At 71.8% G+C, this 21,169-nt stretch carries 19 protein-coding genes; 7 read left to right on the forward strand and 12 right to left on the reverse strand.

The genetic code is table 11. From position 1 onward, the window contains the following. Position 1 precedes the first annotated feature (1 nt). A complete protein-coding gene (locus ACWEOZ_RS22015) occupies positions 2 to 1,321 on the reverse strand; it encodes an outer membrane protein assembly factor BamB family protein (RefSeq protein ID WP_451912548.1) in 1,320 nt (439 codons plus the stop codon). A 58-nt stretch (positions 1,322 to 1,379) separates the two neighbouring features. Further along, positions 1,380 to 3,305 carry a 1-deoxy-D-xylulose-5-phosphate synthase gene (gene dxs / locus ACWEOZ_RS22020; protein ID WP_451912549.1) on the reverse strand — a complete coding sequence of 642 codons (1,926 nt, stop codon included), beginning with the start codon at positions 3,303 to 3,305 and terminating at the stop codon, positions 1,380 to 1,382. Between the two features lie 126 nt (positions 3,306 to 3,431). On the opposite strand from dxs, the gene ACWEOZ_RS22025 reads away from it, so the two are divergent. Further along, the gene (locus tag ACWEOZ_RS22025) at positions 3,432 to 4,802 is read left to right on the forward strand and encodes a cation:dicarboxylate symporter family transporter (RefSeq protein WP_451912550.1); all 1,371 of its coding nucleotides are present in this window, start codon (positions 3,432 to 3,434) and stop codon (positions 4,800 to 4,802) included. Here ACWEOZ_RS22025 and ACWEOZ_RS22030 read toward each other — a convergent pair. Both ACWEOZ_RS22030 and ACWEOZ_RS22035 read right to left on the reverse strand, forming a co-directional pair. Then, positions 4,799 to 6,148 (reverse strand): class I SAM-dependent RNA methyltransferase, encoded by a 1,350-nt coding sequence (locus ACWEOZ_RS22030; protein WP_451912551.1) that lies wholly within the window; start codon positions 6,146 to 6,148, stop codon positions 4,799 to 4,801. The two genes, ACWEOZ_RS22025 and ACWEOZ_RS22030, sit on opposite strands and share 4 nt — an antisense overlap. Then, a complete protein-coding gene (locus tag ACWEOZ_RS22035) occupies positions 6,145 to 8,199 on the reverse strand; it encodes an APC family permease (RefSeq protein WP_451912552.1) in 2,055 nt (684 codons plus the stop codon). The genes ACWEOZ_RS22030 and ACWEOZ_RS22035 overlap by 4 nt, the downstream gene beginning before the upstream one ends. Before the next feature lie 113 nt (positions 8,200 to 8,312). Between ACWEOZ_RS22035 and ACWEOZ_RS22040 the strand changes: the two genes are divergently transcribed. Next, positions 8,313 to 8,978 carry a potassium channel family protein gene (locus ACWEOZ_RS22040; protein ID WP_451912553.1) on the forward strand — a complete coding sequence of 222 codons (666 nt, stop codon included), beginning with the start codon at positions 8,313 to 8,315 and terminating at the stop codon, positions 8,976 to 8,978. Then, positions 8,975 to 9,655 (forward strand): potassium channel family protein, encoded by a 681-nt coding sequence (locus tag ACWEOZ_RS22045; RefSeq protein ID WP_451912654.1) that lies wholly within the window; start codon positions 8,975 to 8,977, stop codon positions 9,653 to 9,655. The genes ACWEOZ_RS22040 and ACWEOZ_RS22045 overlap by 4 nt, the downstream gene beginning before the upstream one ends. Here the strand turns inward: ACWEOZ_RS22045 and ACWEOZ_RS22050 are convergent. The 4 genes from ACWEOZ_RS22050 to dut form a co-directional block, all read right to left on the reverse strand. Next, positions 9,652 to 10,482, reverse strand: coding sequence for a DUF3159 domain-containing protein (locus ACWEOZ_RS22050; RefSeq protein ID WP_451912554.1), 831 nt, complete (start codon positions 10,480 to 10,482; stop codon positions 9,652 to 9,654). The two genes, ACWEOZ_RS22045 and ACWEOZ_RS22050, sit on opposite strands and share 4 nt — an antisense overlap. Further along, a complete protein-coding gene (locus tag ACWEOZ_RS22055; RefSeq protein ID WP_360549604.1) occupies positions 10,479 to 10,856 on the reverse strand; it encodes an OB-fold nucleic acid binding domain-containing protein in 378 nt (125 codons plus the stop codon). The genes ACWEOZ_RS22050 and ACWEOZ_RS22055 overlap by 4 nt, the downstream gene beginning before the upstream one ends. Before the next feature lie 145 nt (positions 10,857 to 11,001). Further along, positions 11,002 to 11,715: a DUF3710 domain-containing protein gene (locus tag ACWEOZ_RS22060; protein ID WP_451912655.1), complete on the reverse strand. Its 714-nt coding sequence runs from the start codon at positions 11,713 to 11,715 to the stop codon at positions 11,002 to 11,004. 45 nt (positions 11,716 to 11,760) lie between these two features. Next, entirely contained in the window at positions 11,761 to 12,252 is a 492-nt protein-coding gene (dut, locus tag ACWEOZ_RS22065; RefSeq protein ID WP_451912555.1) for a dUTP diphosphatase, read from the reverse strand. 90 nt (positions 12,253 to 12,342) lie between these two features. Here dut and ACWEOZ_RS22070 point away from each other — a divergent pair, with 90 nt between their 5' ends. Then, the gene (locus ACWEOZ_RS22070) at positions 12,343 to 12,825 is read left to right on the forward strand and encodes a DUF3093 domain-containing protein (RefSeq protein WP_451912556.1); all 483 of its coding nucleotides are present in this window, start codon (positions 12,343 to 12,345) and stop codon (positions 12,823 to 12,825) included. Here ACWEOZ_RS22070 and ACWEOZ_RS22075 read toward each other — a convergent pair. Together ACWEOZ_RS22075 and ACWEOZ_RS22080 are read right to left on the reverse strand one after the other, a co-directional pair. Then, the gene (locus ACWEOZ_RS22075) at positions 12,815 to 13,672 is read right to left on the reverse strand and encodes a hypothetical protein (protein ID WP_451912557.1); all 858 of its coding nucleotides are present in this window, start codon (positions 13,670 to 13,672) and stop codon (positions 12,815 to 12,817) included. The genes ACWEOZ_RS22070 and ACWEOZ_RS22075 overlap by 11 nt on opposite strands. Positions 13,673 to 13,828: 156 nt before the next feature. Beyond that, positions 13,829 to 14,125 carry a DUF4193 domain-containing protein gene (locus ACWEOZ_RS22080; RefSeq protein ID WP_023561654.1) on the reverse strand — a complete coding sequence of 99 codons (297 nt, stop codon included), beginning with the start codon at positions 14,123 to 14,125 and terminating at the stop codon, positions 13,829 to 13,831. Positions 14,126 to 14,510: 385 nt separating this feature from the next. Here ACWEOZ_RS22080 and ACWEOZ_RS22085 point away from each other — a divergent pair, with 385 nt between their 5' ends. Further along, positions 14,511 to 15,044 carry a LytR C-terminal domain-containing protein gene (locus ACWEOZ_RS22085; RefSeq protein ID WP_451912558.1) on the forward strand — a complete coding sequence of 178 codons (534 nt, stop codon included), beginning with the start codon at positions 14,511 to 14,513 and terminating at the stop codon, positions 15,042 to 15,044. 4 nt (positions 15,045 to 15,048) lie between these two features. Here the strand turns inward: ACWEOZ_RS22085 and ACWEOZ_RS22090 are convergent, their stop codons facing one another. Further along, entirely contained in the window at positions 15,049 to 15,864 is an 816-nt protein-coding gene (locus ACWEOZ_RS22090) for an inositol monophosphatase family protein (RefSeq protein ID WP_451912656.1), read from the reverse strand. 282 nt (positions 15,865 to 16,146) lie between these two features. Between ACWEOZ_RS22090 and ACWEOZ_RS22095 the strand changes: the two genes are divergently transcribed. Next, positions 16,147 to 17,721 carry an RNA polymerase sigma factor gene (locus ACWEOZ_RS22095; RefSeq protein ID WP_451912559.1) on the forward strand — a complete coding sequence of 525 codons (1,575 nt, stop codon included), beginning with the start codon at positions 16,147 to 16,149 and terminating at the stop codon, positions 17,719 to 17,721. 290 nt (positions 17,722 to 18,011) lie between these two features. Then, positions 18,012 to 18,251, forward strand: a complete 240-nt coding sequence (locus ACWEOZ_RS22100) for a DUF7455 domain-containing protein (RefSeq protein ID WP_125803548.1) — start codon at positions 18,012 to 18,014, stop codon at positions 18,249 to 18,251. A 1,180-nt stretch (positions 18,252 to 19,431) separates the two neighbouring features. On the opposite strand, the gene ACWEOZ_RS22105 is transcribed toward ACWEOZ_RS22100, so the two are convergent. Then, the gene (locus ACWEOZ_RS22105; RefSeq protein ID WP_451912560.1) at positions 19,432 to 21,153 is read right to left on the reverse strand and encodes a DEAD/DEAH box helicase; all 1,722 of its coding nucleotides are present in this window, start codon (positions 21,151 to 21,153) and stop codon (positions 19,432 to 19,434) included. Positions 21,154 to 21,169: the final 16 nt, after the last annotated feature.

Consider the following 21,169-nt stretch of genomic DNA (forward strand, 5'->3'; position numbering starts at 1 on the left):
CTCACTCCTTCCGCCGGTAGGCCCACACCACCAGTTCGCCGGTCGACTCCCGGCAGACGAGCCGGCCGGGCACGGACTGGCAGTCACCGGTGCCGGCCGGCAGATCGGCCAGCAGCTGCGGTCGCGCGTCACCGGGGGCGGCGACCGCGACCATGGTACGGCTTCCCGAGTCGACCAGCCTGGTCACGAGCAGGTGGTCGCCGCCGCCGGGGCCGGACACCAGCCGCCAGCCGTGCAGGTCGACCCGTACCTGCCCGGTCGCCGGATCGATCATGCCGACCGGGTCCGTCTCCCCGGCCGGCGTCCCGTACGCGATGACCGTCGCGCCCCGCTGCTCGACGCTGCGCCAGCCCGGCTGGAACCAGCGCTGAAGGCCACCGCCGGGCTCGACGGCGCGGACCCCGTCCGGCCCGGTGAGACAGATGAGCGGTCCGCAGGGGCTGACCCCGAACGCGTACCCGGCGGGCCGGCTCCAGCGCTGCTGCAGGGTGACGGGGTCGAAGGCGGTGACCATCCGCCCGGTGGTGGGTGTGGGGTGCCGCAGCACCAGCAGCCCGCCCGCGACGCTGGGGTTGTCGGGGCCGTAGTCGGCGGGCGGCAGGTCGGCGCTGGTGAGCAGGCGGCCGGTGTCGAGGTCGTGCACGGCGGCGGTGCGGTTGTCGTGCATGAGCAGCATCCGTGGCCCGCTGTCGTCCGGCCCCGGTACGCCCATCAGCACGGCGGTCGAGGGCACCGGCACCTGCCAACGGGTCGTCCCGGTAGCAGGCCCGATCGCGTCCACCGGACCCTGCACGCGGCGCCCGGAGCCGGAGCTGCGGACGCCGGAGACCGCGAGCAGCACGCTGGAGCCGGGGACGGTGACGACGCTGCCGGAGCGCCGCCACTGGGCAGCGCCGGTCCGCAGCGACACGGCCGTGGTGCCCGGGTCACCTTGGTTGCCCGACCACGGCCGCATCAGCACCAGATCGGCGCCGGTGCGCAGCCGATACGTCGGCGACGCGGAACCGGCCTGCCAGTTGAGCCGCCCGTCCCCCAGGTCGTACGAGCTGAGCGTCCCGTAGGTCTGCGCGAGCAGATCCCCCCGGTCGGTCAGTACGTACGGGTCCGCCGGGCCGAACGGCAGCGTCAGCACGGCCGTCAGCGCCGGTGGTGGCGGTGCCGCCGAGGCCGCTGACGACAGCAGCACGATGACCGCCAGCAGCACCGGGGCGAACCAGTCCGGCGTGGTGGAGCGAACCGGCCGGGCGTACTCCTCCGGCTCGCCCCGGGCCAAACCGAGATCGATGATGACCGTATTGCCGCCGAATGTCTCCGCCGCCATCCCCTAAAGGTAACGGGCAGATAACGAAACGGCTCGTTGACCTTCAGCGGCCGGGCGCTCAGCGCTGCGGCTGGTGCTCCGTGGCCGGGTCCTCCAGCTGCGAGACCCACTCGGTCACGTCGCGGGAGATGTCCTGGGCCGTGAGACCCAGCGCGGTGAGGATCTCGGCGCGGGTGCCGTGCGGGTGGAAGCCGGCCGGCACGCCCAGGTCACGCAGCGGCACGTCGACGCCGGCGTCGCGCAGGGTGCTGGCGACAGCCTCGCCCACGCCGCCGGCCCGGATGCCGTCCTCCAGAGTCACCACGAGGCGGTGCCCGCGGCTCAGCCCGGCCAGCTCGATCGGCACCGGGCGGACCCAGCGCGGGTCGACGACCGTGACGCCGTACCCCTGCTCGGCGACCCGCTCGGCGACCTCCATGCCCAGCTTGCCGAACGCGCCCACCGCGACCAGCAGGATGTCCTTGCGCTCGTCCTCGCGCAGCACGTCGACCGGGCCGACCCGGCGCAGCGCCGGAAGGTCGGCGGCCACCGAGCCGGTCGGGAAGCGCACGATCGTCGGGCCGTCGTCGACGGCGACCGCCTCGCGCAGCTCCTCGCGCAGGGTGGCGGCGTCACGCGGGGCGGCGATCCGCAGGCCCGGCACGGCGCCGAAGACGCTCATGTCCCAGATGCCGTAGTGGCTCGGGCCGTCCGGGCCGGTGACGCCGGCGCGGTCCAGCACGATCGTCACCGGCAGCCCGTGCATCGCCACGTCCAGCAGGACCTGGTCGAAAGCGCGGTTGAGGAACGTCGCGTAGACGGCGACCACCGGGTGCAGGCCACCCATGGCCAGGCCGGCCGCGGAGGTGACCGCGTGCTGCTCGGCGATGCCCACGTCGTAGGTGCGCTCGGGATACTTCTTCTGCAGGGCGGCGATGCCGGTCGGCTCGGCCATCGCGGCGGTGATGCCCACGATGTCGGGCCGCTCGTCGGCGATCGCGACCAGCTCGTCGGCGAAGACGTTGGTCCACTTCACCGAGGGCTTCGCGGTGAGCACGCCGGTCTCCGGGTCGAACGCGCCCGGGCCGTGCAGGCAGTCAGCCTCGTCGTCCTCGGCCGGCCGGTAGCCGTAGCCCTTGCGGGTGACCGCGTGCACGATGACCGGGGCGTTGAAGCCCTTGGCCCGGCGCAGCGCGGACTCCATGGCCTGCACGTCGTGCCCGTCGACCGGCCCGAGGTACTTGATGCCGAGGTCCTCGAACATCGGCTGCGGGCTGACCGCGTCCTTGATGCCCTTCTTGACCGCGTGCAGCACCTCGTAGACCGGCTTGCCGACCACCGGGGTCGAGCCCAGCGCGTCCTTGACCAGGTCGAGCACCCGCTCGTAGCCGGGGTTGAGGCGCAGCGTGGAGAGGTGGTCGGCGAACCCGCCGATGGTCGGCGCGTACGAGCGGCCGTTGTCGTTGACGATGATCACCACGCGGTTCTTGGCCGCGGCGATGTTGTTGAGCGCCTCCCAGCACATGCCACCGGTGAGCGCGCCGTCGCCGACCAGGGCCACCACGTGCCGGTCCTCGCCGCGCAGGGTGAAGGCCTTGGAGAGGCCGTCCGCGTACGACAGGGCGGTGGAGGCGTGCGAATTCTCGATCAGGTCGTGCTCGCTCTCGGCCTGGCTCGGATAGCCGGAGAGGCCGCCGCGCTGGCGCAAGCGGTCGAAGCCGTCCTGCCGGCCGGTCACCATCTTGTGCACGTACGCCTGGTGGCCGGTGTCGAACAGCACCCGGTCACGCGGCGAGTCGAAGACCCGGTGCAGGGCGAGCGTGGTCTCCACGACGCCGAGGTTGGGGCCGAGGTGGCCGCCGGTGCGGGAGACCTTGGCGACCAGGAAGTCGCGGATCTCGGCGGCGAGCAGAGTCAGCTGATCGGGATCGAGGCGCTTGAGATCGCCGGGGGTCTTGATGCCCGGGAGGATGCCGGCCGTCGTTTGATCACTGCGCTCGCTCATGAGAAGTCAGTCTATCGGCGGAACGCCCGCGCGCATCCGGCGCAAACGGTCACAGAGACGTCCTCCACAAAACCTGCACAAGCGGCTCGTGGTGACTCAGATCACGATCTCCGGTAGGAAGGAGCCATGAGCGTCGATGCAGCCAGCCCTCCGCGGCGTCGCGACCGCAGCCACATCCTCTACATCTCCGTGCTGGTGGCGATGGCCCTGGGCATCGCGGTCGGCTTCCTCTTCCCCGAGCTCGGCAAGGATCTGCGCCCACTGGGCACCGGCTTCGTCGCGCTGATCCAGATGATGATCGCGCCGGTGATCTTCTGCACGATCGTGCTGGGGGTCGGCTCGATCCGCAAGGCGGCCCAGGTCGGCAAGGTCGGCGGGCTGGCCCTGGGGTACTTCCTGATCATGTCCACGGTGGCGCTGGCCATCGGCCTGGTGGTGGGCAACATCCTGCACCCCGGCGCCGGGCTGAACCTCAGCCAGGAACTCGCCGAGACCGGGGCCGCCCAGATCAGCGGCGAGGCGAAGTCCGGCATCGAGTTCGTGCTGGGCATCATCCCGCCCTCGTTGCTCAACGCCATCGCCACCCGGGAGATCCTGCAGACGCTGCTGGTCGCGCTGCTGGTGGGCTTCGCCGTGCAGTCGATGGGCGCGCGCGGTGAGCCGGTGATCCGGGCCGTCGCGGTCTTCCAGCGGCTGGTCTTCAAGATCCTGGCCATGGTGATGTGGCTGGCCCCGATCGGCGCGTTCGGCGCGATGGCGGCCGTGGTCGGCGCGACCGGCGTCGACGCGCTCAAGAGCCTGGCCGGCATCATGATCGGCTTCTACGTGACCTGCGCCCTGTTCGTCTTCGTCGTGCTCGGTCTGCTGCTCCGGCTGATCGCGCACATGTCGATCTTCAAGCTGCTGCGCTATCTGGCCCGCGAGTTCCTGCTGATCCTGTCCACGTCGTCGTCGGAGTCGGCGCTGCCCCGGCTGATCGCCAAGATGGGCCACCTCGGCGTGAGCCGCCCGGTGGTCGGCATCGTGGTGCCGACCGGCTACTCGTTCAACCTGGACGGCACCGCGATCTACCTGACCATGGCCTCGCTGTTCATCGCCGACGCGCTGGACAACCCGCTGTCGGTCGGCGAGCAGATCTCCCTGCTGCTGTTCATGATCCTGGCCTCCAAGGGCGCCGCCGGGGTCACCGGCGCGGGCCTGGCCACCCTGGCCGGCGGCCTGCAGAGCCACCGCCCGGACCTGGTGCCCGGCGTGGGACTGATCGTCGGCATCGACCGGCTGATGTCCGAGGCCCGCGCACTGACCAACTTCGCCGGCAACGCGGTCGCCACCGTGCTGGTCGGCACCTGGACCAAGGAGATCGACCAGGAGCAGGCCCGGGCGGTGCTGTCCGGCGAGGCGCCGTTCGACGAGACCACCTACGACGACGATCCGCACGACACCCACGAACCCCGCGAGGACGAGCGCGCGGCCGAGCCGGCCGCGGAGCGGCCCTAGGACGCCGCGGGCACCAGCAGGGCGACACACTCGATGTGCTGGGTCATCGGGAAGCAGTCGTACGCCCGCAGCTCGGCCAGCTGCCACCCCTCGGCGGCGAAGGTCTGCACATCCCGGGACAGCGCCGCCGGGTCGCAGGCGACATAGGCCACCGCGCGCGGGCCGGCCGCCGTGATCGACCGGACCACCTTGGCGCCCGCGCCGGTCCGGGGCGGGTCCAGCACCACCAGATCGACCGGACCGGTGACCCGGCGCCGGGCGAGGGCCACGTCCACCTTGGCCGACACCACCTCGACACCGGTGAGATCGGCCAGATTGGTGCGGGCCGCCGCCACGCCCACCGCCGCCGACTCGACGACCGTGGTGCGGGCCCGGGTGCGCTCGGCCAGTGCGGCGGCGAACAGGCCGGCCCCGCCGTACAGGTCCCAGGAGATCTCGCCCTCGGCCGGCTGGAGCATCTCCAGCACCGCGCCCACCAGGGTGTCCGCGGCCGCGGGATGCACCTGCCAGAAGCCTTCCGGCGGCACCCGCCACTCGCGGCCGGCGGCCAGCTCACGCACCTCGGCCGGGCCCTCGATCAGCACCGGGGCGCCGCCGGTGTGCTCGTCGAGCAGGGAGTCGCCGACCGGCACGGGCTCCGGCGCGGCCACCGTGCCGTTGCCGCCCGGCGTGCGGGCGCCGGGCTGGACGGCCCCGGCGGCCTCGAGCAGCGGGGCGGTGGCCGGGCGGGCCAGCACGCTGACGTCCCCGCCGGTCGACGCGACCACCTCGACGGCGGCCGCCTCCGGCCACAGCCGGCCGGTCACGTCGAGCTTCTGCAGGTCCGGGTGGGCGATCAGGCAACGATCGACGGGTACGACCTGATGAGATCGGTGCTGCAGCAGCCCGGGCCGGCCGGCGGCGTCCACCGCGTACCGGACCCGCGACCGCCAGCCCAGCGGGCCGCCCGGCAGCGGCCGGACCCGGACGTCCAGCTCGGCGATCCGTTCCCCGCTCAGGCCGCCCATCCGGCCGAGCAGCTCCGTGACGACGGCGGTCTTCCACTCCAGCTGCGCTTCGGGCGCCACGTGCTGCAGGTCGCAGCCGCCGCAGCCACCGGGATGGGCGAACGCGCACGGCGGCGTCACCCGCTCCGGCGCGGCCTCGTGGATCTCCACGGCGTCCCCGCGCAGGTAGCCCTTGTGCCGCTCGGTCAGCTCGACCGTGACCCGCTCCCCCGGCAGCGCGTGCCGGACGAAGACCACCCGGCCGTGCGGGCCGCCGATCCGGGCCACGCAGTGCCCGCCGTGCGCGGGCGCACCGACGGTGACCTCGACGCGGTCGCCCTCGAACAGTTCGTCGCTCACTTCGGCTCTTCCGGGGGGTCGGCGGGAGGCGTGGCGGCCACCCCGGCCGGCACGCTGCTGGGACGGGTACGCGGACCGCGGGCCGGCGCGCGGCTCAGGTCCCGGTCCAGCCGGTCGAGGTCGCGGTCCTGGCTCGACTGCAGCTGCCACGGGACGCTGGTCACCATCACCCCGGGCTCGAACAGCAGCCGGGTCTTGATCCGCAGCGCGCTCTGGTTGTGCAGCAGGTTCTCCCACCAGCGGCCGACCACGTACTCGGGGATGAACACGGTGACCACGTCGCGCGGCGAGCCGCGGCGCACGCTCTTGACGAAGTCGATGATCGGCCGGGTGATCTCCCGGTACGGCGAGTCCACCACGGTCAGCGGCACCGGGATCTGCCGGCGTTCCCACTCGGCCTGGATCGTGCGGGTGTCCTTGTCGTCCACGTTGACCGTGACCGCGGTCAGCGTGTCCGGCCGGGTCGCCTGGGCGTACGCCACCGCCCGCAGGGTCGGCTTGTGCACCTTGCTGACCAGCACGACGGCGTGGTTGCGGGACGGCAGCACCGGCCGCTCGTCGCTGGGCTCGAGCTCCTGCGCGACCCGCACGTAGTGCTTGCGGATGCCGAGCATGACCCCGTAGATCACCAGCATGGCGACGATGGCGATCCAGGCGCCGAGCAGGAACTTCGTGATCAGCACGACGACCAGCACCGCGCCGGTCATCGCCATGCCGAAGGCGTTGATGGCCCGGGAACGGATCATCCGGCGCCGCACGGCCGGATCGCGCTGGGTCCGCAACAGCCTGTTCCAGTGCCGGATCATGCCCTCCTGGGAGAGCGTGAAGGACACGAAGACGCCCACGATGTAGAGCTGGATCAGCCGGGTGACCTCGGCGTCGAACGCCACGATGAGCACCATGGCGGCGACGGCCAGGAAGAGGATGCCGTTGCTGAACGCCAGCCGGTCCCCGCGGGTGTGCAGCTGGCGGGGCAGGTAGCGGTCCTGGGCCAGGATCGAGCCGAGCACCGGGAAGCCGTTGAAGGCGGTGTTCGCGGCCAGGAAGAGGATCAGCGCGGTGACCGCGCCGACCACGTAGAGCAGGATCGAGCCGCTGCCGAAGACCGTCTCGCCGAGTTGGGCGGTGACCGTCTTCTGCACGTAGTTCTCCGGTCCGCCGACGATCTGCACCAGCGGATCCTCGACGTACTGCAGGTGCGTGGCCCGGGCCAGCAGCACGATCCCGAACAGCATGATGATCGCGATCCCGCCCAGCAGCAGCAGCGTGGTGGCCGCGTTCTTGCTCTTCGGCGGCTTGAAGGCGGGCACACCGTTGGAGATGGCCTCGACCCCGGTCAGCGCGGCGCACCCGGAGGAGAAGGTCCGCAACAGCAGGAAGACGAAGGCGAAGCTGGTCAGGTGGTGGGTCTCGGCGTCGATGACGATGTCGGCGCTGGGTGCCCGCAGGTCCTGGCCGAGCACGAAGACCCGGACCAGGCCGGTGCCGATCATCGCGAGCATGACCACGATGAACGCGTACGTGGGGATGGCGAACGCCGTGCCCGACTCGCGCAGGCCGCGCAGGTTGAGCGCGGTCAGCACGGCCACCGCGGCCAGGGCGATGCCCAGCTTGTGCTCGGCCACGAACGGCACCACCGAGCCCAGGTTCGACACTCCGGCGCTGACCGACACCGCCACGGTGAGGATGTAGTCGACCAGCAGCGCGCTGGCCACCGCGACCCCGAACCGCGGACCCAGGTTCACCGTCGCGACCTCGTAGTCACCGCCACCGGACGGGTACGCGTGCACGTTCTGCCGGTAGCTGGCCACCACCGTGACCATCACGACCGCGACCGCGAGCGTGATCCACGGCGAGTACATGAACGCGCCGGCCCCCGCGATGGACAGCGTCAGCAGGATCTCGTCAGGCGCGTAGGCGACGCTGGACAGCGCGTCCGAGGCGAAGACGGGCAGCGCGATCCGCTTGGGCAGCAACGTGTGCTGCAACCGGTCGGAACGGAAGGGCCGGCCGAGCAGGAGCCGCTTCGCTAGGGACGTCGAACTTGCCACAAGCGCCAAGCGTACGGCTGTGCACGCCACGCCGTCGTCCGCCCCGGCCAACGGCCGCCGCCGCCGCATGGCACGCTCTGCCTAGTACGCATCCAGCGGGAAGGCGCGAAACCTTGCACGTGGTGATCATGGGCTGTGGCCGGCTGGGCTCCACCCTGGCGAACAAGCTCGACGCGCGCGGCCACTCGGTCGCGGTGATCGACCAGAACGCTGACGCCTTCCGCCGGCTGGGGGCCGAGTTCGGCGGCATCACGGTGACCGGCATCGGCTTCGACCGCGAGGTGCTGCGCTCGGCCGGCATCGAGCGGGCCGACGCCTTCGCCGCGGTGTCCAGCGGCGACAACTCCAACATCATCTCGGCCCGGCTGGCCAGCGAGACGTTCGGCGTGTCGCGGGTCGTCGCCCGCATCTACGACGCCAAGCGGGCCCAGGTCTACGAGCGGCTGGGCATCCCGACCGTGGCGACCATCCGCTGGGCCGCCGACCGGATGGTGCGCCACCTGGTCCCGGAAGGCACCGTCGAGGTGTTCCGCGACCCCACGAGCTCGGTGTCGATCGTCGAGGCGCCGCTGCACCGCGACTGGGTGGGGCAGACGCTCGCCGCGCTGGAGGAGGCCACCGGCGCCCGGGTGGCGTACCTGATGCGGTTCGGGATCGGCTCGCTGGCCACCCCGTCCACCGTGCTGCAGGACGGTGACCAGGTCTTCATGCTGGTCACCGACGACATCGTCGAGGACGTGCTCGCGAGCGCCGCGGGCTCCGGGCTGGGGGGTCACTGACCATGCGGATCGCCATCGCGGGCGCGGGCAACGTGGGCCGCTCGATCGCCCAGGAACTCATCGGCAACGGCCACCAGGTGATGCTCATCGAGCGTCAGCCTCGCCAGCTGCGCCCCGAACGGGTGCCCGAGGCCGAGTGGGTGCTGGCCGACGCGTGCGAGGTCAGCAGCCTGGAGGAGGCCGACGTGGCCAACTGCGACGTGGTCGTGGCCGCCACCGGCGACGACAAGGCCAACCTGGTCTGCTCGCTGCTGGCCAAGACCGAGTTCGCGGTCAACCGGGTGGTCGCCCGGGTCAACCGGGCCGAGAACGAGTGGCTGTTCACCGAGCAGTGGGGCGTCGACGTCGCGGTCAGCAAGCCGCGGCTGATGGCGGCGCTGGTCGAGGAGGCGGTCACCGTCGGCGACCTGGTCCGGATCATGACCTTCCGGCAGGGCGAGGCCAACCTGGTGGAGATCACCCTGCCGGCCACCGCCCCGTACGTGGGTGAGCCGGTGCGCTCGGTGCCGATGCCGCGCGATTCCGCCCTGGTGGCCATCCTGCGCGGCAAGCGCGTGCTGGTCCCCACGCCGGACGACCCGCTGGAGGCCGGCGACGAGCTGATCTTCGTCTGCACCTCGGAGGTCGAGGACGCGGTCCGCGCGGTGGTGCTCGGCAACACCCGCGAGCTGGGTTAAGCCTCCGCCGCCTCGGCCTGCGCCGCCTCCTCCGCCGCCTGGGCGGAGGTCACCCGGTGCACCGCCCAGGCGGTGAAGGCGAAGGTCGCGGCGTAGATCGGCCAGCTGATCACGATCCGGACCACGCCGATCGCGTTCGCCTGGTCGGCCAGGTAGAGCCAGCCCTGCACGCCCGCGCGGACGAACAGCGACGCCGCCCAGACCAGGGTCAGCCACTGGAAGGTGCGGAACAGGCGGGGGTTGTCGAACCAGTCGTGCTTGCCGCCGTTGGCCAGCACGCCCCAGACGTAGCCGATGATCGGCCGGCGGACCGCCACCGAGGCGATCAGGACGACCACCTGGCCCAGGGTCAGCAGGATGCCCGGCAGGTAGAAGTTCTTGGCGTCACCGGTGCGCCAGGCCAGGAACGCACCGATCGCGATGCCGAACAGCCCGTTGACCGCGTGCCGGATCGGCTGCTTGCGGGTCAGCCGGTAGATCCCGATCGCCAGGGCCGAGCCGACGCTGCCGGCGATCGCCCAGTACAGCGCGGTCTTCTTGGCCAGATCCAGCCCGGCCTCGCCCAGCAGCACGTTGAGCACCACGAACGCGAGCACCGGCACGCTGGACTCGATGAGCCCGCGGACCCCGCCCAGCTGCTCGGAGATCTGCTCGCTCATCGACGGGAAGGGCTCCTCGGCCTCCTCCGTCCGGCCGGCCGACGGCAACACCGGCGGCGGATCGAGGTCGTCGGCGAACTCCCCGACGAGCTCCTCGACGACTTCCTCGGCGACCCGTTCCTCCACTGACTCGTGCGCGGCGTGACGGGGCTCGCTGCCGGGTGTCACCGGGGCGCCTCCAGCTCGTAGTACGGGTTGTAGATGACCTTGCGGTCGTCGCGCAGGGCGATCCGGCCGCGGGCGGTGAGCTGACGACCCGGTTCGATGCCGACGATGGAACGGCGGCCCAGGAAGACGAGCGTGACCACGTCGCTGCCGTCGTAGAGGTCGGCCTCGAGCGTCGGCAGGTTGGTGCGGGGAGTGTACGCCACCGTGCGCAGCCGCCCGGACACCGAGACGACCTGACCCCGATGGCACTGACCGGCCGGCATGGCACCGCACTTGGCACTGTCGCGCTGCAGCTCCTGCGCGTCCAGCTCCGCCTCGGAGGCGGTCAGCCGTTCGAAGAACCGGCGCAGCCCGGTGCGCTCATCGGTCGACATGACCTCGTGCCACCCTCTCCTCGGCGAACCGTGGAAACGCGCCGGCGGGGGTACCGGCGGACGGCACACAGTGTGGGCAGGTGCCGCAAGCCAACGGTACGCCGGAAGCGGCCCCGGTGACGTACCTCACCGGGAGCCGTTCCGATCAATGCGCGTGGCGGCCGTTCGTGCCGGGGAACTGCTCGTTCACGGCCACGTCGGGCGGAGTCGGGTCCTCGCCGTCGCCGGCGTGCTCCTCCGCGTGCTCGGCCATCTCCCGCGGCAACCGCAGCGGCAGCGCCTCACGCACCGGCCGTGCCTCGTCGTCGCGGACCACGACCAGGCCCCGCAGGCACTCGCCGAGCACGCCCTCCTGCCCCGGATCGGCGGCGGCCAGCCCCTGGAACAGGGCGCGGACCATCCAGCGCGGGCCGTCCACCCCGACGAACCGGACATCGGCCGGCCCCTCGGGCGTGTTGACCCGGGCGGCCAGCTCGACGCCGTACGGCCCGTCGAACTCCTGCGGCGCGGCGCCGTCGGACTTCATCGCCGCGGCGATCTCGGCGCGCACCTCGTCCCAGATGCCTTCGCTGCGCGGCGCGGCGAAGACGCCGAGCTGCAACGCGCTGTTGCCGTGCACGAGCACGATCTGCTCGACGGCGCCGTCCGGGTTGGCCTGCACCCGCACCTCGACGCCCTCGACCGCCGGGATGAGCAGGCTGCCCAGGTCCAGCCGCTGCACACCCTCGGGCGCCTGCCTGCTGTCGTACGGGCCGACATCGGGCGCCGGAGCGTCGCCCATGCTCTTGGCGAGCGCCGCCGACTGGGGAGCGTCGTCCGGGCGCACGTGCTTCGGACCGCCGCGCTTGCGGGAGAACATCTGCGTTGCCACCTTCTTCGTCCTAGAGCTGCTGCTGCGCGGGCTTCATCGCCGGCCCGGCCCGGTCGGCAGAGCCACGTGCCCGCCGGTCGAGCCGTGCCCGCCCGCACCCCGGGAGGTGTCGGCGAGCTCGTCGACCACGTGGAACACTGCCCGTTCGACCCGCTGCACGACCAGCTGGGCGATCCGGTCGCCCCGGGAGATCTTCGCGGTCGTGGCCGGGTCGTGGTTGACCAGGTTCACCAGAATCTCGCCCCGGTAACCGGCGTCGACCGTACCGGGCGCGTTGAGCACCGTCACGCCGAGGCGCACCGCGAGACCGGAGCGGGGATGCACCAGACCCACGTAGCCCTCCGGGAGCGCGATCGCCAGCCCCGTCCGCACCAGCCGGCGCGCACCGGGAGCGAGCTCCACGTCCTCGGCGGCGTACAGGTCGGCGCCCGCGTCGCCCGGGTGGGCGTAGGCCGGCAGCGGCAGGTCGGGGTCGAGCCGGCGGACCTGGATGTCCACGGGTTCGGTCACGGTAGCGGTCCTCACGATCGGCGTCGGTCCTGCGGGCGGGCGAGCGGCACCCACCCTGCCATCCTGCCGTCGCCGCGGACGGAGGCGCGCCGTACCCTCACCAGGGTGACATCCGAGGCCTCCGCACGCACGGCGGCGCCGCGTCCGGCGTACGCCGAGCGCCTGCACATCCCGTGGCTCGCGTGGCCGGGCTGGCTGGTGGTGGCGGCCCTGCTCGCCGCCGAGATCTGGATGGGCAGCACCGGCCTGCGTGCCTGGGTGCCGTTCGCCGTGCTGCTGCCGCTGACCGTCTTCCTGCTGTGGCGCGCCGACCGGATCCGGGTCGCCGTCACCGCGACGGAGTTCCAGGTCGACGACGCCCGGCTGCCGCTGAGCGTGATCGCCGACGTGATCCCGCTGGACGCGGCCGGCAAGCGGGAGGTGCTCGGCGTGGGCTCGCACCCGCTGGCCTTCGTGGTGCAGCGGCCCTGGATCAACGGCGCGGTGCAGGTGCTGCTGGACGATCCGGCCGACCCGACGCCGTTCTGGGTGGTGAGCTCCCGGCACCCGGTCGAGCTGGCCACGGCGCTGCTGCGCGCTAGGAGCTGAGCTCCCGGCGTTCGCCCTCGATGACGGCCGGACCCTGCCGGCGCAGGTCCTTGACCAGCTTGTCGCCGAGTGAACGGGTCGCCCGGCGGTTGAGGTAGCTCGCGACGGCCGCGCCGGTGAGCAGCGGGCCGAGCGTGGTCAGATTGCGCCCGAAGCGGCGCAGCAGGGTGCCCTGCAACTCCTTGCGGGCCGCGGTGCCGAGCACGGTGGCGACCCCGACGCCGGGCACCATCGGGTTGACGCCGCGCTGGCCGGACCAGGACTGGATCAGGGCGGTGGCGCGCTCGACGGCGTTGCCGGTGACCGGACGGCCGTACACCTCGTGCAGCTCGCCGAGCAGCTTGAGCTCGATGGCCACGACGGTGACCGTCTCGGCGGCCAGCAGGACCGGGGCCGAGAGCAGGGTCGGCGTGGCAGCCCATTCGAGAGAAGCGACGCCGCCACCGGCGGCGCCCACCCCGGCCGTGGCCCGGGCGGCGTTACGGATCAGCCGTTCGGCGAGCTCGTCGCCGTCCAGCCCGTCGAAGTGGCGGCGGAGGGTGGCCCGGTCGCGGACCGGCACGTGCGGCGCCACGTCGGCGACCACGTCGGCCATCCAGCGCAGAGCGGCCTGCGGCCGGAAGAGCTGGCCGAGACCGCGCCGGCGGACATCGCCGACGAGCCGGCCGAGCAGGCGCCGGCGACCGGCCGGTTCCAGGTCGTCGGCGGTCAGGGCGGCCACGGTCGCGCCGATCCCGGCGTCCCCCGGACCGGTCGGTTCGTGGCCGGCAGGCTCGGCGGGGCCGACCTTGATGAGCTCACGCCCCGGTTCCGCGGACTGTGCCGTGTTGTCGTCTGGGCGGCTCATCGTCGACCTCCCCGTGTCTGCCGTCGGCTTCGATACGGTCAGCCTGATACCCGGCGGAGCGGCCGGGGCAAACCCGGCAGCCGGTGCGTCAGGGGTCGGTACGTGACCCGGCCGTCGGACGACGACCGGGGATTGCCCTGCTCGCGGGCGCGCCGGTCAGGCGCACTCGCGGCAGATCAGTTCCCCGTTGCGTTCCACCGCGAGCTGGCTGCGGTGATGCACGAGGAAACAACGGGCGCAGCGGAACTCGTCGGTCTGCATCGGCAGCACCTTGACGGTCAGTTCCTCGTCGGCCAGGTCAGCACCGGGGAGCTCGAAGCTCTCCGCCACCTCGACCTCGTCGACGTCCACTGCGCCCGACTGCGAGTCGGCGCGGCGGGCCTTGAGCTCCTCGAGGCTGTCCTCGCCGAGGTCGACCTCGTCGCGACGCGGGGCGTCGTAGTCGGTGGCCATCGGTTTTCACTCTCCTGTATCGATGTGTCACTTGGCGTTAGTAACGCCAGCGACGGCGTTTCGGTTCCCGGGTGCGACGGACTTTTTTCCCCGATCTGAAACAGGGATCGCCCGTCCGCCGGGGCGCCCCCACCCCCTCGTGAAACTGCCCCAGCAAACGCGGCACCTTACCGCCCTCGCGCGTGGCTTGTACGCGCGCGGGCGGCCAATTGTTCCCGATGTGACCGAGGCGACATCAAGGTAGGGGTCACAGCCCGTGGATCATCGTCGCCGCGCCGGGAGCATTCCCTCTTTCCGCAGGCTTGGCGTGCAGACGCTAACCTCACCGCATACTCCGTCCGGCACCGGACGGTGGTCGATCGAGCTGACCCCGGGAGCCAGTTCCATGAGCTTTGCCCGCGTCCGAGCGCTCGTCGTGGTCGGCGTGCTCGCCGTGGCCGCGGTGGTCTTCGTCGTCGTGGCGTTGGTCCGCGACACGCAGGGCGACGCGGTCGCCGGAGGCTGCCCCGACGGCTCGGTGATGGCCAACCTGACGCTGCCCGACGATCCCGAGCAGGTGACCGTGCGGGTCTTCAACGGCACCAAGACCCCCGGGCTGGCCGACAGCGTCACCAACGAGTTCAAGAACCGCCGCTTCAAGACCCAGAAGCCGGCGGAGAACAAGAAGAAGGTCGACGACGTCGCGGTCATGCGGTACGGCCCCGAGGCGGTCGGCTCGGCCTGGCTGCTGCGGGCGTACTTCCTGAACCAGGCCGAGCCGCAGTACGACCCCAAGCGCAAGGGCGCGGTGGTGGACGTGGTCGTCGGCAAGGGCTTCCAGCAGCTCGCCACCACCACCGAGGTCAACCAGTCGCTGGTCGAGCTCGGCGAGCCCGAGCTGCCGCCGGGCGCCTGCGTGGCCCCCAAGAAGGACTCCTGACCCGTTACGGCCCGCCCGCCGCGTCCAGCTCCACGAGCGCGTCGTGCAGCGCGCCGAAGATGGCCGGCGGGGCCGCGACGACCATGTCCGGCCCGGCCGGCGCTCCGTCGAGTCCGGACACCAGCAGGCCCGCCTCGGTGGCGACCAGGCCACCGGCGGCGTGGTCCCACGGGTTGAGCCCCTTCTCGAAGTAGGCGTCGACGTTGCCCTCGGCGGCCAGGCAGAGGTCGATCGAGGCGGCACCGAAACGCCGGATGTCGCGCACCCGGGTCAGCAGCTCGGCCACGACCGCACCCTGATGGGCCCGCCGCGCCCGGTCGTAGCCGAAGCCGGTGGCGAGCAGGGTCTGGTCCAGGGTGGTCCGTACCGAGCCGGTCAGCCGCCGCCCGCCGCGCCAGGCGCCCCCGCCGAGCGTCGCCGTCCACTCGTCGCCGGTGACCGGATTGAGCACCACGCCGGCGACCACGACGCCGTCCACCTCCGCGGCCAGCGAGACCGCGTACTGCGGGAGGCCGTAGAGGTAGTTCACGGTGCCGTCGATGGGGTCCAGGATCCACCGTACGGCTCCGGCGGCCGTTTCCGAGGAATCCCCGTACTCCTCGCCCAGCACGCCGTCAGCGGGCCGCTCAGCGGCCAGCGCGGCGACCACCTGTCGCTCGACGGCCCGGTCGGCCGCCGTCACCACATCGGTGTCGGTGCTCTTGGTCTGCACATCGGTGATCGCCTCGGCCCGGGTCCGCCGGGCGGTCGCCGCGGCCTCCCGGGCGATTCGTACGGCGATCTCGAGTAAGGTGTCCGGCGTCGATGTCCCCGGTTCCACAGCCACTGGTGACCGTCCTTTCAGCCGTCGTCATTGTCCCGGCAAGCGCCTCCCGAGGGCCCGCTACCCCCCTCGAGACCCCCCGCGGCGTGCCGGTGGCGTGCTGCGGCGGGAGGATCTAGCCGGACGGCGCTACAATTCACCCCTGCCCACGCTTCACGGACAGCCGCCAGCGGGCCCGTCCGCGTCCCGAGGGCTCCCACACCACACCGGCCAGCCTCGTTCCGCCGCGCGCTGCGCTGGGTTCATGGCCGTGTTACATCGCCCTCCGGAAGGTCATTCGTGACAGAAGCCCACCAGACCGGTGCCGACGTTCGCTCTCTCACCGAGGCCCTGATCGCCCATGCTCAGGGTGCGGGCGGGCAGATCACGTCAGCCGAGGTCGTGCAGACGGTCGAGTCGGCCGAAGTCACGCCGGCCCAGGCCAAGAAGATCCTCCGCGCCCTCGTGGACGCGGGAGTCACGGTCGTCGTCGACGGCTCGGCGAGCACCCGCCGCCGGGTCGCCGCCGCCCGCGCCGCCACCCCCGCCTCCAAGGCCACCACCGCCAAGGCGACCCGCGCCCCGGCGAAGAAGGCCGCACCCGAGCAGAAGCAGCCCGGCACGGAGGACGACGCAGCCGCGCCGTCACCCGCCACCGTCGCCAAGAAGGCCGCTCCCGCCAAGAAGGCCGCAGCCGCGCCGCGCAAGGCCGTCCCGGGCGCCAAGGCGGCCCCCGCGAAGGCCGCCAAGCCCGGTGAGACCCCGGCCGAGGGCGAGGAGATCGATCCCGAGGAGCTCGCCGCCGAGATCGAGGACGTCGTCGTGGAGGAGCCGGCCGCCCTGGTCCAGGCCGCCGCCACCGACGCGGCCGCGACGGCGACCGACGGCGACTTCGAGTGGGACGACGAGGAGTCCGAGGCGCTCAAGCAGGCGCGCCGCGACGCCGAGCTGACCGCCTCCGCCGACTCCGTCCGGGCGTACCTGAAGCAGATCGGCAAGGTCCCCCTGCTGAACGCGGAGCAGGAGGTCGAGCTGGCCAAGCGCATCGAGGCGGGCCTGTACGCCGCCGAGCGGCTGCGCGCCTGCGACGAGGGCGAGGAGAAGCTCGAGCGCAACTTCGAGCGCGACCTGCGCTGGATCGGCCGCGACGGCGAGCGGGCCAAGAACCACCTGCTCGAGGCCAACCTGCGACTCGTGGTCTCGCTGGCCAAGCGCTACACCGGCCGCGGCATGGCCTTCCTGGACCTGATCCAGGAAGGCAACCTGGGCCTGATCCGCGCCGTCGAGAAGTTCGACTACACCAAGGGCTACAAGTTCTCCACGTACGCCACCTGGTGGATCCGCCAGGCCATCACCCGCGCCATGGCCGACCAGGCCCGCACCATCCGCATCCCGGTGCACATGGTGGAGGTCATCAACAAGCTCGGCCGCATACAGCGTGAGCTGCTCCAGGACCTGGGCCGCGAGCCCACCCCGGAGGAACTGGCCAAGGAAATGGACATCACCCCGGAGAAGGTGCTGGAGATCCAGCAGTACGCCCGGGAGCCCATCTCGCTCGACCAGACCATCGGCGACGAGGGCGACAGCCAGCTCGGTGACTTCATCGAGGACTCCGAGGCGGTCGTCGCGGTCGACGCGGTGTCCTTCTCGCTGCTGCAGGACCAGTTGCAGCAGGTGCTGCAGACGCTGTCCGAGCGCGAGGCGGGCGTGGTGCGGCTGCGGTTCGGCCTGACCGACGGCCAGCCGCGCACCCTGGACGAGATCGGGCAGGTCTACGGGGTCACCCGCGAGCGAATCCGGCAGATCGAGTCGAAGACGATGTCCAAGTTGCGACACCCGTCCCGCTCCCAGGTCCTGCGCGACTACCTGGACTGAGTCTGACCACGGCAGGCACGGACACCTTGATCAATACGGGATTACCCCCGTTCAGTCAACAGTCCGTGCCTGTTTGGTCACCACCCGTACATCATTCGGTGGTGATCAGACCGTTGTGCAGAAGTGATCGTTGACGTGGCACCCTTGGAGCACGGCACACTAGCCGGACCACATGTGACTTGGGTCCCCCCGAGGCACAGTGGGAAGGCTGTTAGGGCCAAGGGTGTTGCACCATGGGTGAGCAGTAGCCGAGGAACATGTTCATCGGTGACGACCAGAGGAGGAAGGCGATGACCCCGACTCTCACGCCGCCGGCGGGAACGGTGGCCGGACCAGCAGCCGATGAACGGTGCGACCGCTGCAATGCAGCCGGAAAGCTCCGTTTGACCCTGGCTGGTGGCAGCGAGCTGGTGTTCTGCGGACACCACGCCAACAGGTACGCCGAGGACCTGGTGAAGATCACGGTCCAGTACAAGGCGGACCCGGAGTTCTCTTGGCGTGGCGCAGACATGATGTCTAACTCCAACTAACCCCGACAGACGATCTGAAGGGCGCCCGGTGTGGGCGCCCTTCTTTTTGTGTTTCTGCGTGGTGGGGCTTGGGGGCAGGGATGACCCACGCAGCCCGTCAGGCTTGATGTCTGCGTGGGTCATCCCTGCCCCCAAGCCCTGTTGTGGTCCAGCTGGGGTGCTACTCGGCGGCCTGCGCGCTGCAGAGCGGTAGATCGCGCCTCGCGCTCTCTTAGCGGGTCCGCCGCATCTCTGTGCCAGGTCAATCGCGCGCCGCGCCCCCACAGGGGTGCCGCGCTGGGTTCGTCTGTTCTGGCCGGGTGGGCAACTCGGCCTTCCCGCCGGCTCGCACAGCGCCACGGGGTCTCCCCGCACCCACAACGGCACGCCACAGCCAGGGTCACCCTGGTTCGCAGCAGGGCACGGGCTGGGCCGTCGTGCCTGCCCGCATCCGTCACGAGCAGCCGGCCACAACGCCCGGTGGCGGGTCCGCCACTACGCCATGCGACCAGCTGGCCCGGGCGTCAGGGGCAGGGTCCCGCGACCAGCCGACTCCCGGCATCGTCGTCTCCGACCCGCGACGCCCCGCATCCGCGCCCCACTGCCAGCGCCCGCAACCGCCCCCGCATTCAGCGCACCCGCACCCACGCTCCCGCGCCCAGCACCCGCGCCCCACGTCCCTGCGCCCCCGCGCCGCGCTCCCACGCCCAGCACCTGCACCCGTGCGCATTCAGCACGCGTGCCCCGCAACCAGCACCCGGGTCCAGCACCCGGGCGCAGCACGCCGCGCCCGCGCACGCATTCAGCACTCGCCCCGCACCGCACCGCACCGCACAAGCACCCGGACCCCGCGCCCGGCGCTCCGCACCCGCATTCAGCACCCGGACCCCGCGCCCGGCCCTCAGGCCGAGCAGTGTCGTTGCTGCAGCATTTTGCGCGGTTGTTGAGCTATTGCATGGAGACGATGGCGACCACCTGGATCCAGGCCGACTCCTGCGGGCGCCTCCCCCTGCGGCAAGCACACAGGGACCGCTCCCACACCACTCGCACTCGCGCATGTCTCGGTGCGGCCGGGGAGCACCACGGCCAGCGATCCGCCACCGCCTGCGGAGTGCCGGTGCCGGGTGGATCCGGCGCCGGCTTGCGTCTCGGTAGGCGACGCTCAGAGGGCCGGCCAGCTCTTCGCGAGGCGAAGGAAAAGCTACATCGTCTGAATCGTGGCGATTCGTTCTTCTAGTTGTTCGATTGTTGCCTGGGCGCTCGGCGGGCCTCCGCACAGCCTCCGCAGCTCAGCGTGGATCTTGCCGTGGGGCAGGTTGGTGCGGTGGTGGTGGGCGGCCACCAGAGTGTTCAGCTGGCGGCGGAGGCTGTTCCGGCGTTCGCCCGCGCTCAGTGTCACCACCGGCTCCCGTTGGGCCGGGACCGGCTCAGCCGCCTTCTGCCGCTTCTGGGCCGCCAGTTGCTCACTCTGCCGCCGTTCCAGCAGCACGCTCACCTGGTCGGGCGTCAGGAGGCCCGGCAGACCCAGGTATTCCTCCTCCTCGGGCGTGCCCGTACGGGCCCCGGTGCCGAAGGAGGCGCCGTCGTAGATCACCTGGTCGAGCTCGGCCGTCGCGGACAGGGCTTCGAAGCGCTTCTCCAGGTCGCCCTCGGCGTCTTCTGCTCGCTGGGCGCGTTCCAGCAGGGCGTCGTCCAGGCCGTCGGGGTCTTTCGGGGCGCCCAGGATGTGGTCGCGTTCGGCTTCCATCTCGCTGGCCAGGCCCAGCAGGTGCGGGACGCTGGGCAGGAAGACCGTCGCTGTCTCGCCCGTGCGGCGCGCCCGGACGAACCGGCCGATCGCCTGGGCGAAGTACAGGGGAGTCGAGGCGCTGGTCGCGTACACGCCGACGGCCAGGCGGGGGATGTCGACGCCTTCCGACACCATGCGGACCGCGACCATCCAACGTTCGTCGGAGACCGCGAACGAGGCGATGCGGGCCGAGGCGCCCTGGTCGTCGGAGAGGACGACCACCGCCGGCTGGCCGGTGATCTCGCCGAGGAGCTTCGCGTACGCCCGGGCGGTCTGCTGGTCGCTCGCGATGACCAGGCCGCCCGCGTCCGTCATGCCGTGCTCGCGCAGCCGGGACAGCCTCGCGTCGGCCGCGCGCAGCACCTGGGGCATCCAGTCGCCGCGGTGGTCCAGGGCGGTGCGCCAGGCCTGGGCCACCAGGTCCTTGGTCATCGGTTCGCCCAGCCGGGCCGCCAGCTCGTCGCCGGCGTTGGTCCGCCACCGGGTCTCGCCGGAGTACGCCATGAACAGCACCGGGCGGACGACGCCGTCGCGCAGCGCGTCCGAGTAGCCGTAGACCGAGTCCGAGCGGGACCGCTGGAGGCCGTTCTCGCCGCGTTCGTAGACGACGAACGGGATCGGGTTGTCGTCCGAGCGGAACGGCGTACCGGTGAGCATCAGCCGGCGTTCGGCCTCCTCGAAGGCCGACTTGACGCCGTCGCCCCAGGTGCGGGAGTCGCCGGCGTGGTGGATCTCGTCCAGGATGACCATCGTCGGGCGGGTCATCGTGCGCCGCCGGTGCACCGCCGGGGCCATGCCGACCTGCGCGTACGTCAGCACGGCCCCGTGGAAGTCGCGGGACGAGTGCACGTCGGCGTTGCGGAACGACGGGTCGAGCTGGATGCCGACGCGGGCCGCCGCGTTGGCCCACTGGGTCTTCAGGTGCTCGGTCGGGCAGACCACGGTGACCGCCTCGACGGTGCCGTCGGCGAGCAGCTCGGCGGCGATCCGCAGGGCGAAGGTGGTCTTGCCCGCGCCCGGGGTCGCGACGGCCATGAAGTCGGGGCTGCGCCTTCGCAGATACTCCACCAGGGCCTTGCGCTGCCAGGCGCGCAGCGGCGGGAAGGTCTCCAGATTCGGCAGGGGCGGACTCAAGCTCGACGATCCTCTC

Source organism: Actinoplanes sp. NPDC004185 (genome assembly GCF_053603475.1).

What these genes read in the sequence shown, in the direction of transcription:
- ACWEOZ_RS22055 (WP_360549604.1), bottom strand. Translation starts at nt 10,856, where the DNA reads ATGTCGACCGATGAGCGCACCGGGCTGCGCCGGTTCTTCGAACGGCTG.
- ACWEOZ_RS22015 (WP_451912548.1), bottom strand. Translation starts at nt 1,321, where the DNA reads ATGGCGGCGGAGACATTCGGCGGCAATACGGTCATCATCGATCTCGGT.
- ACWEOZ_RS22025 (WP_451912550.1), top strand. Translation starts at nt 3,432, where the DNA reads ATGAGCGTCGATGCAGCCAGCCCTCCGCGGCGTCGCGACCGCAGCCAC.
- ACWEOZ_RS22075 (WP_451912557.1), bottom strand. Translation starts at nt 13,672, where the DNA reads ATGAGCCGCCCAGACGACAACACGGCACAGTCCGCGGAACCGGGGCGT.
- ACWEOZ_RS22060 (WP_451912655.1), bottom strand. Translation starts at nt 11,715, where the DNA reads ATGTTCTCCCGCAAGCGCGGCGGTCCGAAGCACGTGCGCCCGGACGAC.
- ACWEOZ_RS22080 (WP_023561654.1), bottom strand. Translation starts at nt 14,125, where the DNA reads ATGGCCACCGACTACGACGCCCCGCGTCGCGACGAGGTCGACCTCGGC.
- ACWEOZ_RS22085 (WP_451912558.1), top strand. Translation starts at nt 14,511, where the DNA reads ATGAGCTTTGCCCGCGTCCGAGCGCTCGTCGTGGTCGGCGTGCTCGCC.
- ACWEOZ_RS22100 (WP_125803548.1), top strand. Translation starts at nt 18,012, where the DNA reads ATGACCCCGACTCTCACGCCGCCGGCGGGAACGGTGGCCGGACCAGCA.
- dxs (WP_451912549.1), bottom strand. Translation starts at nt 3,305, where the DNA reads ATGAGCGAGCGCAGTGATCAAACGACGGCCGGCATCCTCCCGGGCATC.